The following is a 13,777-nucleotide window of genomic DNA, read 5'->3' on the forward strand; positions in this document are numbered from 1 at the left end:
GCCTTCCCTTTACGGGGAAGGCCCTTGCCGCACCGATTTCCGAGCGCCACGCTCGTACCTCAACCCCGCCACTTGGCGGGGCTTTTTTTGTGCGCTCGATGTACGCACAGAACAGGCTTGTACACCTTCTGTCACTTCGATTGCAGAAATCCCCCGCACGGCCGATAACTGCCTTATAGCACTTAGCCTTCATCCTCTCTTGTCAGTGCGTGCCGCATGATGCAACCTTGCCGCAGGCGACAGTAAAGAGGGCGTGAGCCGGGCGCCACGCGCATTTTCCCAAGCGAGTTTCCCCATGAAAAGCCAACCCGATGTCGCCCGTATGGCGGCCGAGGTAGTGACGCAATTACCGGTGCCTTCGCGCCTCGGTATGCTGCGTTTCGAGCGGCTTAATGAGGCAAGCTGGGCCCTGCTGTACCTCGATCCCAATTGCGAGCGCCAGTTCGGCCTGCCAGCGGTGGAACTCTGCGCGCTGATCGGCACGCCCTACGCCAGCCTGATGGAGCCCCAGGCCCGCTATCAGCTGCACGACGCAATCCAGCAGCAACTGACCCACAGCTCCCATTACCTGGTGCGCTATACCCTACACACCCATGACGGCCCGATGAGCCTGCTGGAAATGGGCGAGGCCTACAAACAACACAACCGCCATCTGCTGCGCGGCTACCTGATGGTGGTCGACGGGCTGTTCGGTGATACCACCGCGCCCGCCCCGACCGCCGACCTGGAAAACCAGAACAGCCGCCTGCAGATCGCCCTGGAACTCAACCAGCGTGCCCAGCAAGAACAGCTGCAACACCTGGAGCGGGTACGCGCCCAGCAGGAGTTGATCCTGCTGCTGGCCCGCCAGCGCTACACCACGCCCAATTCGCTGCAAGAAGCCGCCGAGCTGATTACCCGCAGCGCCTGCGACATCTACCAGATCGATTGCGCCAGCATCTGGAACCTGGAAGGTCAGCGCCTGGTGCCGATCTCGGCGTACCACCGTGCCGACCAGCAGCACCGCCTGCCCGACACCATCGACGCCAGTGGTTTCCCGGATTACCTGGAAGCCCTGCACTCCAGCCGTGCCATCGACGCCACTCATGCCCTGCGCGACCCGCGCACCCGGGAAATGGCCGAAAGCCTGCGCGCCAAAGATATTCACGCGATGCTCGACGCCAGCATTCGGGTCGACGGCCAGGTAGTCGGCGTGCTGTGCCTGGAACAAAGCGGCAGCTCGCGGGCGTGGCAGTCCGATGAGATCGCGTTTGCCGGCGAGTTGGCGGACCAGTTTGCCCAGGTGATCAACAATCACAACCGCCGCACTGCCACCAGCGCCCTGCACCTGTTCCAGCGTGCAGTGGAACAAAGCGCCAACGCCTTTCTGCTGGTCAACTGCGACGGCGTGGTGGAGTACGTCAACCCCAGCTTCACCGCGATCACCCAGTACAGCGCCGAAGAAGTCCACGGCCATCGCCTGGCCCAACTACCGGCCCTGGAAAATCTCAGCGAATTGCTGTTCGACGCGCCGTCGGCCCTGGCCAAAAGCAACAGCTGGCAGGGTGAGTTCAAGAGCCGGCGCAAGAACCTGGAACCCTATTGGGGCCAACTGTCGATTTCCAAGGTGTACGGCGACAACCGCGAGCTGACCCACTACATCGGCATCTACGAAGACATCACCCAGACCAAGCTGGCGCAACAGCGCATCGAACGTTTGGCCTACACCGACAACCTGACCAACCTGGGCAACCGCCCGGCGTTCATCCGTAACCTCGACGAACGCTTTGCCCGCGACAGCGACAGCCCGATCAGCCTGCTGCTGGTGGACATCGACAACTTCAAGCGGATCAACGACAGCCTCGGCCATCAGACCGGCGACAAGTTGCTGATCAGCCTGGCCCGCCGTTTGCGCAATAGCTTGAGCAGCGGCGGCAGCCTGGCGCGCTTCGCCAGTAACGAGTTCGCAGTGCTGTTGGATGATTCCGACCTGGAGACCGGCCAGCAGGTCGCCAGCCAGTTGCTGGCCACGCTCGACAAGCCGATGTTCGTCGACAACCAGTTGATCAGCGTCACCGGCTCCGTGGGCCTGGCCTGCGCGCCACTGCATGGCCGCGACCCGCAGACGCTGATGCGTAACGCAGGGCTGGCGCTGCACAAGGCCAAGGCCAACGGCAAACACCAGGTGCAAGTGTTTACCGAAGCGTTGAATGCCGAAGCCAGCTACAAGCTGTTCGTGGAAAACAACCTGCGTCGAGCCCTGACCCAGAACGAGCTGGACGTGTTCTACCAGCCCAAACTGTGCCTGCGCAGCGGTCGTCTGCTGGGCATGGAAGCCCTGTTGCGCTGGAACCACCCGGAAAAGGGCATGATCCGCCCCGACCAGTTCATCAGCGTGGCCGAAGAGACTGGGTTGATCATTCCGATCGGCAAATGGATCGCCCGCCAGGCGTGCCGCATGAGCAGGCAGTTGAGCGCCGCCGGCATGGGCAATTTGCAGGTGGCGATCAACCTGTCGCCCAAGCAATTTTCCGATCCGGACCTGGTGACCTCGATTGCCACCATCCTCAAGGAAGAACAGCTACCGGCCAACCTGCTGGAGCTGGAGCTGACCGAGGGTTTGCTGCTGGAAGCCACCGAAGACACACGCCTGCAACTGGACCAGTTGAAAAGCTTTGGCCTGACCCTGGCCATGGACGATTTCGGCACCGGTTACTCGTCGCTGAGCTACTTGAAAAAATTCCCCATCGACATCATTAAGATTGATCGCAGCTTTATCCACGAGATCCCGGATAACCAGGACGACATGGAAATCACCTCGGCAGTGATCGCCATGGCTCACAACCTCAAGCTCAAGGTGGTGGCCGAAGGCATCGAGACAGCCGAACAGTTGGCGTTCCTGCGCAGACACCGCTGTGATGTCGGCCAGGGCTACCTGTTCGACCGACCGATCCCCGGTGCAGAGCTGCTGACGATGCTTAAACGCTACCCGCGCGGGCCAATCGCCTGACAGCGCTGTAACACTCGGGCACACTGACTGTCTGACAATTTACTGTTACTCAACCTGACGAGAGGACTGATCATGGTCTTGCGCTCGGAAATTCTGGTGAACAAAAACGTGCTGCCTACTCAAGAACAAGCTTTGCCTGGCCGTGAAACCCCGATGAAGCTGCCGGAAACCCACTTCGTCAACGGCAACCCGCTGCTGGGCCCCTTCCTGGATGACGTCGGTTTTGCGATCTTCGGCCTGGGTTGTTTCTGGGGCGCTGAACGCAAGTTCTGGGAACGCGACGGCGTGGTCAGCACGGTGGTCGGCTACGCCGGCGGCTACACGCCGAACCCGACCTACGAAGAGGTCTGCTCAGGCCTGACCGGCCATAGCGAAGTGGTACTGGTGGTGTATGACCAGGCCAAGGTCAAGTACGAAGACTTGCTGAAGATGTTCTGGGAATTGCACAACCCTACCCAGGGCATGCGCCAGGGCAACGATATTGGCAGCCAATACCGCTCGGTGATCTACGCCACCACGCCGGAGCAACTGGCGGCGGCGAAAACCAGTGCCGAGGCTTATCAGCAAGAGCTGACCAAGGCCGGCCTGGGTGAGATCACCACGGAAATCGACGAAGCACCGACGGTGTACTTCGCCGAGGCTTACCACCAGCAGTACCTGGCGAAGAATCCGCAGGGTTACTGCGGGATCGGCGGCACCGGCGTGACCTGCCCGATCTGAAGACGAACATAAAACCCAATGTGGGAGGGGCGGTGCGACGATTCGACTTGCTCCCGATGGTGGTATGTCAGTTACAGATTTACTGACTGACACTCCGCTATCGGGAGCAAGTCGAATCGTCGCACCGCCCCTCCCACACTGGTTTTGTGTTTGGCTGGAAAGTCGCTTATTCGGCGATCAGCCAATCCATCTGCCACCCACCCTGGGTCTGGCCAAGCTTCTTTGACAGCCACGGCAGCAACTCACGCAACTCCTCTTCCAGGCCCCACGGCGGGTTGGCAATCGCCAGGCCCGAGCCGGTCAGGGTGTTGGGCGTGTCCAGTGGATGCACCAGCAGTTCCACCCGCAGCAGCTTCGGCGCACCGGTACCGGCCAGGTCCTGGTAGAAGCGGCGCAACATGCGCTGGTCTTTCACCGGGTACCAGATCGCCGCGACCGTCTGGCGCATGCGGCTGACGGCTTCCTTGAGGGACGCCGCACAACGCTGCATTTCGTCGAGCTTCTCGAACGGCGGGTCGATCAGCATCAACGCGCGTTTTTCCGGCACCGGCAACAGGGCACGCGGCACATGCCAGCCTTCGCCCAGATGCACTTTGACCCGGCGATCACCCTTCATATTGTCCTTGAGCAGCACGCCATCTTCGGGGTGCTTCTCGTTGAGCAGCACACGGTCCTGGGGACGCGTGAGGCGTCGCGCCAGCTCCGGCGAGCCCGGGTAGTAGCGCAACTGGCCGTCCGGGTTCATCTCGTGCAGCACGCGCATGTAGTCCGCGGTGAGCGGCGGCAGGTCACTTGCGCCCCACAGGCGAGCGATGCCTTCCAGGTACTCACCGGTGCGGTTGGCCTGGTCGCCCTGCAAGTCGTACAGGCCAATGCCGGCATGGGTGTCGAGGTAGGCGAACGGCTGCTCCTTGCGCGACATCAGGGCGATGAGGCGGGTCAAGGTCAGGTGTTTGAAGACATCGGCGTGGTTGCCGGCGTGAAAGGCGTGACGATAATTCATGGTTGCTCCTGCGCAGGGGGCGAAGTTTACCTTCTACCGGTGCAAAGGTGCAGGGCCGCATGGCGGGCGGTACGGATATCACGCGAGCCTCATAGGTTTAACTCAGTTGTGCGCCAAGGTAGTCCGCCAACTCGGCATGGCTGATATCCGGCCTGCGTGCGAAGTAGGCGACCTTGTGCTGCAGGATCGTGGGTGTAAACGCAGTGTATAAGTCGGGACGCTGCTCCTGGAGCCATTGCAACACGTTGTCGATCAGCACCTGGGGCGAGTGTTGCGCCAGGCTTGCCAACAATGGCGCCGGCACTCGCCACCAAGGGCTGGGTTTGGCCGCAGCCACCTGGCGGGGCGAGACTGCCAACGACTGGCCGTTGATTAAGTAACGCTGGAATACGGGCAGCACAGTGGCGGCATCGTCACCCAACTGCTGCAACATCGGCAAAAACTGAGCGCCATCCCAGAAGCGCAAAAATACCGGCTGGTCTTCAGGCAGGTACACCTGGGTCAAACCCTTCAAGTGATCGATCACAACCTCCAACGGGCACGAAGACACCGCCAGCCAGCCCCAGTCCACGGCCTGGGTGGTGGCTACCCAGTCGAGAAAAGCACTGCCAGGCTCGACAATGCCAACATAAGGCATCACCTCATTCCAATCGGCATAGGGCGTGCCCGCCCACACCGGTTGCGGCGGTGGTGCGACCGCCATGGTTTGCCAGGCTGCAAACGGCTTGGCCTCGCTGGTGCTGCCCATGACGACGTATAGCTGCTCATCAGGCTGCAACGGTTTTTGGGCCAGCCAGGCGCTAGGCGTCAAGGGTGAGGCCATCAGGGGAAACTCCGTGCGTGGGCGCTGATATCGCACTGCCCGTTTTTGCAGCGCTCACACTCTTCGCAAAACGGCGCACTGCGCGTGAGGCTGGCCGCTTGCGCAGGGCTTAGCGGCGCGGGAATAACGGCCAACAATGTTTCCTTCACCCCCGGCATTAACGGCGGCGCCGCCGGAACAGGCGCGCCGCCTGGCTGGATCGGCACACTGCTGAATATCCCGCCCGCCGACAGCGTGATCGACTGCCCGCCCGCTTGAATCGTCACGCTGGCACCGGCATCAATGACGATGCTTTGCCCAGCGCCCAATTGAATGGTCTGCCCGGCACGCATGTACTGCGAACCGCCGACCGCCAGATGATCATCCTGCTTGAGCTCAGTGAGGCGATTGCCATGGGTAATGCGCTGCTCCTGGCCTTGCAGCTCATGGTGCGACTCGCCGCCCACCCGCACACGGCGCTGGTTATCGACCTGCACCTGCTGGTCATGCAGCACATGCTGGGTCCAGTCCCGCTGGGCGCGCAGGTAGATTTCCTCGGCACCCTTGCGGTCTTCGATGCGCAGTTCGTTGTAGCCTCCACCGCCCGGGCTGCTCTGGCTACGCAGGATGCTGCGGGTCTTGTCCGCCGGCAGGTCGAGGGGCATTGGCCTGGCGGCATTGGGCAGGCAGCCCACCACCAGCGGCATGTCCAGGTCACCATTGACGAAACCTACCAACACCTCCATGCCAACCCTGGGAATCAACACCACACCATAGCGGTCATGGGCCCAGCCGCTGGCGACACGCAACCAACAACTCGCGTGGTCGTTGTGCTCGCCGATACGGTCCCAGGCCAACTGCACCTTGACCCGGCCGTAGTCGTCGCAATGGATTTCACTGTCGACCGGGCCGGTGACCACCGCGCTTTGGTAGCCCGCTATGGTCGGGCGCGGCTGCTCAGGCAAGGGCGGGCGAAAGATTGCATCCCACGGCGTGGCAACAAAGGTGTTGCCATACCCCTGACGAAACGCCCCGCCAACCACCTCGGTGACCGCTTCCTCCAGCACCTGGGGCTGTTTGCCTTCGTGGGTGACTTGGGTGACCAGCCATAAGTCATTCCACTCCTCGCGCGGGTGCTCCCTCAATTGCAGGAACCTGCCGCCGGCCAAGGCCGGCTCGTCGCTTTGCCCCTGGGCGATGCGGTAGTCGCTGCGCTGCCGCTCCAGGCTACGCTGGGCGAGGTACTTGCCATGGGCCCGGTCGGAAAAATAGCCGGGGAACTGCTGCGCCTCAAGCTTGGGCAACTGCGCGTCGGCCGCCGTGCTTTGCAGCTCGAGGTGCGGTTTGCAAAAATCGTAATCGCGCAGATTGACCGCCGTGGTGCGGGTTGCCAATTGCAGTGTGAAACGCTTGATCGCCGGCGCCTGGGCAACCATGCCCGACCCAGGCCGGTACGGCGTGGGCTGATCGACCTGGGCAAATACCGTCTGGTCATCGCCAAACACCAGCAAATGAGCATCGGGGCAATGCTGAAAGTGATAGTGAATGCCGACTTCGGCACACAGGCGTTGGATGAACGCCAGATCCGTCTCACCGAATTGCACGCAATACTCACGTTCAGGGTATTGACCGCTCAGCCGGAACTCAAAGCTGTCACTGTGGATGCCCTGCCCCGCCAACACCTGCGCAACGATCTGCGGCACCGTCTGATGCTGGAAAATCCGCTGATGACTGCTATGCGCCAGATACGCCAGGTGCGGCGCCAGGCTGAGCTGGTAGCGCGTCAGGCGCCGTCCGGAATCGCCCTGGGCGACCCGATACACCAGGCCATGCACCCCATGGCCGCGGTCATCGAAACCCAGGTATACCTGACGATGCAGCAAGCTCTCCAGGTCGATATCCGGCTGCTCGCTGACCAGCTCAAGTTCGAAACGGTAAGGCTGGCTGATGGCCTCGGAGCCACTGAACTCATACACCTTGAGGTCACTGGGCGCCCCATCCAGGGCCAGGGTAAATGCGCTTTGATTGGCAGGAGCGAACATCCGGTGTTTCTCTGCGAAGGGTGGCAGCCGATTCTGCACCAGCTTTTTGCCCGGCCGGGCGTATCGCAGCCAAATCAGTAAGGTCCTACCTCTACCTTCATCCAACCACCCTCGAAGACAACCAACCGAACTAGCCGAAACCAAAACGGCCCGCCATCCAAAGGACGCGGGCCGTTTTTGTTTCAACTGGACAGGCGCTCAACGCCCGGCGCAGTTATTTGTTGAGGTTGTAGTCTTTTTCCGCAGCATCAAAACGCTCGACCATACCAACCGTCGGTGCGCCCATCTTGCTCACGAAGTAGATCGCCAGGCTGGCGAAGATGAAGCCTGGGATGATTTCGTACAGACCCAGCAGTTCGAAGTGCTTCCACACGATCACGGTGATCGCGCCGACCAGGATGCCGGCCAGTGCGCCGTTGCGGGTCATGTTTTTCCAGATCACCGAGATCAGCACCACAGGGCCGAACGCAGCGCCGAAACCGGCCCAGGCGTAGCTGACCAGGCCCAGCACACGGTTTTCCGGGTTGGCGGCCATGGCGATAGCGATCAAGGCCACTACCAGCACCATGATGCGACCGACCCAAACCAGCTCAAGCTGGGAAGCGCCTTTGCGCAGGAACGCCTTGTAGAAGTCTTCAGTCAGGGCGCTGGAGCACACCAGCAACTGGCAGCTCAAGGTACTCATCACCGCCGCGAGGATCGCCGACAGCAATACACCGGCAATCCATGGGTTGAACAGGATCTTGGCCAGCTCGATAAACACACGCTCAGGGTTTTCAGTTACCGGGCCAGCCACTTCCGGATGCGCCGAGAAGTAAGCGATACCGAAGAAGCCCACCGCCACGGTGCCGCCCAGGCACAGGATCATCCAGGTCATGGAGATGCGACGTGCGTTGGCAATCGACTTCACCGAGTCGGCCGCCATGAAACGCGCCAGGATGTGCGGCTGGCCGAAGTAGCCCAGGCCCCAGCCCATCAGCGAGATGATGCCGATGAAGGTGGTGTTTTTCAGCATGTCGAAGTTGGTCGGGTCTTTGGCTTCAATGGCCAGGAACGTGGTGTCTACGCCGCCGGTGGCCAGCAGCACGATGATCGGCGTCAGGATCAGCGCGAAGATCATCAGCGTGGCTTGTACGGTGTCGGTCCAGCTGACCGCCAGGAAACCACCGATAAAGGTGTAGGCAATCGTTGCCGCAGCACCGGCCCACAGCGCGGTCTCGTAGGACATGCCGAAGGTGCTTTCGAACAGGCGGGCACCAGCGACAATGCCGGAGGCGCAATAGATGGTGAAGAACACCAGGATCACCACTGCCGAGATGATCCGCAGCAGGCCGCTTTTATCTTCGAAGCGGCTGGAGAAGTAATCCGGCAGGGTCAGGGCGTCGCCGTTGTGTTCGGTCTGCACCCGCAGGCGGCCAGCCACGAACAACCAGTTAAGGTAAGCACCGGCAATCAGGCCGATGGCAATCCAGCTTTCCGACAGGCCGGACATGTAGATGGCGCCCGGCAGGCCCATCAACAACCAGCCGCTCATGTCGGAAGCACCGGCCGACAAGGCTGTCACCACGCTACCGAGGCTGCGACCGCCGAGGATGTAATCGGAAAGGTTGTTGGTGGAGCGATAGGCCATCAAGCCGATCAGCACCATTGCTGCGATGTAGATCACGAACGTGATCAGGGTTGGATTGCTAACGCTCATATGAGTGACGCCCTGGCTTTGTTTTTATGTAGCGACGGTCTGTCAGATCGCCACTGGTGGATAACCGAGTAGACGAGCCTGCTAGCCGCGCATTTATGACTGGCGTTTCCCCAGGAAAGCCGCCAGCCGATGAACCAAACCTTAGAGGTGGTTGCACCTTGGTGCGCGAATGCTATTCAACAAAGCAAATAAGGTGCAACCAGTTTCTTGCGAATAAGTTGCACCCAGGTGTGATTTAGGACAAACGCCGTGTTTTTGCTCCTTTTCGGAGCAAGAACAGCCGATCTCAGAAGCAAACGCACCAATGCCGAGCGGATTTTGTCGAAGGCCAATTTTTTTCCGATCAACCGTCGAAAATTTCCTGAACAAAAGGGTTGCACCCGGTTGCACCTCTGCATGGGCAAAGCTAATCTTGCCGCCAGCAGATGCCACTCGGTAGTGGCACCCATGAGGATAAGAAAATGGCAACGACCACCCTTGGGGTCAAACTCGACGACCCGACCCGCGAGCGCCTGAAAGCCGCCGCGACCTCCATTGATCGCACGCCGCACTGGCTGATCAAGCAGGCAATTTTCAATTACCTGGAGAAACTCGAGGGTGGTGCAACCCTGTCCGAGCTCAATGGCTTGAGCAGCAAGGACGCCGAAGACGCGGGCGAGATCCAGGCCGACCACGCCCACCAGTGCTTCCTTGAGTTCGCTGAAAGCATCCTGCCGCAATCGGTACTGCGCGCTTCGATCACCGCCGCTTACCGCCGTCCGGAACCGGAAGTGGTACCGATGCTGATCGAGCAGGCACGCCTGCCGGCAGACATGGCCGAAGCCACCAACAAGCTGGCTGCCACCATTGCCGAGAAACTGCGTAACCAGAAGAGCGCCGGCGGCCGTGCCGGTATCGTCCAGGGCTTGCTGCAGGAATTCTCCCTGTCGTCCCAGGAAGGCGTGGCGCTGATGTGCCTGGCCGAAGCGCTGCTGCGCATCCCGGACAAAGGCACCCGTGACGCGCTGATCCGCGACAAGATCAGCACCGGCAACTGGCAGCCGCACCTGGGCAACAGCCCGTCGCTGTTCGTTAACGCCGCCACCTGGGGCCTGTTGCTGACCGGCAAACTGGTCGCCACCCACAACGAAGCGGGCCTGACCTCCTCCCTGAGCCGCATCATCGGCAAAAGCGGCGAGCCGATGATCCGCAAGGGCGTCGACATGGCCATGCGCCTGATGGGCGAACAGTTCGTCACCGGCGAAACCATCGCCGAAGCCCTGGCCAATGCGAGTAAGTTCGAAGCCAAGGGCTTCCGTTACTCCTACGACATGCTCGGTGAAGCCGCCCTCACCGAACACGATGCCCAGAAGTACCTGGCCTCGTATGAACAAGCCATTCACTCCATCGGCAAAGCCTCCCATGGCCGTGGGATCTATGAAGGCCCTGGCATCTCCATCAAGCTCTCCGCCCTGCACCCGCGATACAGCCGTGCGCAGTACGAGCGCGTGATGGACGAACTGTACCCGCGTCTGCTGTCGCTGACCTTGCTGGCCAAGCAATACGACATCGGCCTGAACATCGACGCCGAAGAAGCCGACCGCCTGGAACTGTCCCTGGACCTGCTGGAGCGTCTGTGTTTCGAGCCGCAACTGACCGGCTGGAACGGTATCGGTTTTGTGATCCAGGCTTACCAGAAGCGTTGCCCGTATGTGATCGACTACGTCATCGACCTGGCCCGCCGCAGCCGCCATCGCCTGATGATCCGCCTGGTAAAAGGCGCGTACTGGGACAGCGAAATCAAACGCGCCCAGGTCGAGGGCCTGGAAGGCTACCCGGTGTACACCCGCAAGGTGTACACCGACGTTTCCTATATTGCCTGTGCACGCAAACTGCTGTCGGTGCCGGAAGCCATCTACCCGCAGTTCGCCACGCACAACGCCCACACCCTGTCGGCCATCTACCATATCGCCGGTCAGAACTATTACCCCGGCCAGTACGAGTTCCAATGCCTGCACGGCATGGGTGAACCGTTGTACGAGCAAGTGGTGGGCAAGGTATCCGAGGGCAAGCTGAACCGTCCGTGCCGTGTGTACGCGCCGGTCGGTACCCACGAAACACTGCTGGCCTACCTGGTACGCCGCCTGTTGGAAAACGGCGCCAACACCTCGTTCGTCAACCGCATCGCCGACCAATCGATCTCGATCCAGGAGCTGGTGGCCGATCCAGTGGCCAGCATCGAGCAGATGGCCACGCTGGAAGGCGGCTTCGGCTTGCCGCACCCGCGTATTCCACTGCCGCGTGACCTGTATGGCAGCGACCGCGCCAACTCGGCCGGTATCGACCTGGCCAACGAACACCGTCTGGCGTCGTTGTCCTGCGCCTTGCTGGCGACCGCGCACAACAATTGGAAAGCCGCGCCGATGCTCGGTTGCGCCTCCAGCCAGGAAGCGGCACAACCGGTGCTGAACCCGTCCGACCTGCGGGATGTGGTCGGCCACGTACAGGAAGCTACCGTCGAAGACGTCGACAACGCGATCCAGTGCGCGATCAGCGCCGCACCGATCTGGCAGGCCACCCCGCCCGCCGAACGCGCCGCGATCCTGGAGCGTGCCGCCGACCTGATGGAAGGCGAGATCCAGCCGCTGATGGGCCTGCTGGCCCGTGAAGCCGGCAAGACCTTCGCCAACGCCATCGCCGAAGTGCGTGAAGCCGTGGACTTCCTGCGCTACTACGCAGTGCAGGCACGCAACGACTTTACCAATGACGCCCATCGCCCACTGGGCCCGGTGGTCTGCATCAGCCCGTGGAACTTCCCGCTGGCGATCTTCAGCGGCCAAGTCGCGGCTGCCCTGGCTGCCGGTAACCCGGTGCTGGCCAAGCCTGCCGAACAAACTCCGCTGGTCGCCGCCCAAGCCGTGCGCATCCTGCTCGAAGCCGGCATTCCGGAAGGCGTGCTGCAACTGCTGCCGGGCCAGGGTGAAAGCGTCGGCGCCCGCCTGGTGGGTGATGATCGCGTCAAAGGCGTGATGTTCACCGGTTCCACCGAAGTTGCTCGCTTGTTGCAACGCAATGTCGCAGGGCGCCTGGATGCCCAGGGTCGCCCGATCCCGCTGATCGCCGAAACCGGTGGCCAGAACGCGATGATCGTTGATTCGTCGGCGCTCACCGAACAGGTAGTGATCGACGTGGTGTCGTCGGCTTTCGACAGCGCCGGCCAACGTTGCTCGGCCCTGCGCGTGCTGTGCCTGCAGGAAGATTCGGCAGACCGCGTCATCGAAATGCTCAAGGGCGCCATGGCTGAATGCCGTCTGGGCAACCCGGAACGCCTGTCGGTGGATATCGGCCCAGTGATCGACGCCGAAGCCAAGGCCGGCATCGAGAAGCACATCCAGGCCATGCGCGACAAAGGCCGCAACGTTTATCAGGTTGCAATTGCCGATGGCGAAGAGATCAAGCGCGGCACCTTTGTGATGCCAACCCTGATCGAGCTGGAAAGCTTCGACGAGCTGCAACGTGAGATCTTCGGTCCGGTACTGCACGTGGTGCGCTACAAGCGTAAAGAGATCGACCAGTTGATCGGCCAGATCAATGCGTCGGGCTACGGTCTGACCCTGGGCGTGCATACCCGCATCGACGAGACCATCGCCAAGGTGATCGACAACGTCAACGCCGGTAACGTCTACGTCAACCGCAACATCGTAGGTGCCGTGGTCGGCGTGCAGCCGTTCGGCGGCGAAGGCCTGTCGGGCACTGGCCCGAAAGCCGGCGGCCCGTTGTATCTGTACCGCCTGCTGTCGACTCGTCCTACCGACGCGATCGAGCAATCCTTCGTACGTGGCGACGCATTGACTGCACCGGACGTACGCCTGCGCGACGCCATGAGCCAACCGCTGACTGCCCTGAAAACCTGGGCCGACAGCCACAAGTTCAGTGAGCTGAGCGCGCTGTGCACGCAGTTCGCGGCGCAATCACAAAGCGGTATCACCCGGCAACTGGCCGGCCCGACCGGCGAGCGCAACAGCTACGCGATCCTGCCGCGTGAACACGTGCTGTGCCTGGCTGAAGTGGAAGGCGATCTGCTGACCCAACTGGCGGCAGTGCTGGCCGTCGGCGGTTCGGCGGTATGGCCGGAAACCGAGCTGACCAAGGCCCTGTTCCCACGCCTGCCGCGAGACATTCAGGCGAAAATCAAGCGCGTGGCCGACTGGACCAAGGACGACGTAGTGTTTGACGCCGTGCTGCATCACGGTGATTCCGACCAATTGCGTGCGGTGTGCCAGCAAGTGGCGCAGCGCGGTGGGGCGATTGTCGGGGTGCATGGCCTGTCGCAAGGCGAAACGGCGATTGCGCTGGAGCGCCTGGTGATCGAGCGCGCATTGAGCGTAAACACTGCTGCGGCAGGTGGTAACGCCAGCTTGATGACCATCGGCTAACTGACAAAACGCGGTAAAAGTGTGGGAGCTGGCTTGCCTGCGATAGCGGTGAGCCAGTGACATAGATGTCGACTGGCACGGCCTCATCGCAGGCAAGCCAGCTCCCA

Annotated in this window: 7 protein-coding genes; 3 read left to right on the forward strand and 4 right to left on the reverse strand. The window is 61.5% G+C overall.

Features of this window, described 5'->3' with window-relative positions; translation table 11 throughout:
- Positions 1-295: 295 nt before the first annotated feature.
- Positions 296-2,989, forward strand: coding sequence for a putative bifunctional diguanylate cyclase/phosphodiesterase (locus tag QMK52_RS04860; RefSeq protein WP_005784127.1), 2,694 nt, complete (start codon positions 296-298; stop codon positions 2,987-2,989).
- A 72-nt stretch (positions 2,990-3,061) separates the two neighbouring features.
- Positions 3,062-3,709, forward strand: a complete 648-nt coding sequence (msrA, locus tag QMK52_RS04865; protein WP_194439934.1) for a peptide-methionine (S)-S-oxide reductase MsrA — start codon at positions 3,062-3,064, stop codon at positions 3,707-3,709.
- A gap of 166 nt (positions 3,710-3,875) precedes the next feature.
- Here msrA and QMK52_RS04870 read toward each other — a convergent pair whose 3' ends face one another.
- From QMK52_RS04870 to putP, 4 genes are all read right to left on the reverse strand, one after another.
- Entirely contained in the window at positions 3,876-4,712 is an 837-nt protein-coding gene (locus QMK52_RS04870) for a 23S rRNA (adenine(2030)-N(6))-methyltransferase RlmJ (protein WP_005784124.1), read from the reverse strand.
- A gap of 97 nt (positions 4,713-4,809) precedes the next feature.
- A complete protein-coding gene (locus QMK52_RS04875; protein ID WP_005784123.1) occupies positions 4,810-5,535 on the reverse strand; it encodes a DUF4123 domain-containing protein in 726 nt (241 codons plus the stop codon).
- Positions 5,535-7,556, reverse strand: coding sequence for a type VI secretion system tip protein VgrG (locus tag QMK52_RS04880; RefSeq protein WP_320403864.1), 2,022 nt, complete (start codon positions 7,554-7,556; stop codon positions 5,535-5,537). Before QMK52_RS04880 ends, QMK52_RS04875 begins: the two co-directional genes overlap by 1 nt.
- 214 nt (positions 7,557-7,770) lie before the next feature.
- The gene (putP, locus tag QMK52_RS04885; RefSeq protein ID WP_122732435.1) at positions 7,771-9,255 is read right to left on the reverse strand and encodes a sodium/proline symporter PutP; all 1,485 of its coding nucleotides are present in this window, start codon (positions 9,253-9,255) and stop codon (positions 7,771-7,773) included.
- Between the two features lie 461 nt (positions 9,256-9,716).
- Between putP and putA the strand changes: the two genes are divergently transcribed.
- Positions 9,717-13,670 (forward strand): trifunctional transcriptional regulator/proline dehydrogenase/L-glutamate gamma-semialdehyde dehydrogenase, encoded by a 3,954-nt coding sequence (gene putA, locus QMK52_RS04890; RefSeq protein ID WP_194439931.1) that lies wholly within the window; start codon positions 9,717-9,719, stop codon positions 13,668-13,670.
- Positions 13,671-13,777: the final 107 nt, after the last annotated feature.

Origin of the sequence: Pseudomonas sp. P9_2 (assembly GCF_034008255.1) — a bacterium.
Classification (GTDB): Bacteria; Pseudomonadota; Gammaproteobacteria; order Pseudomonadales; family Pseudomonadaceae; genus Aquipseudomonas; species Aquipseudomonas synxantha_A.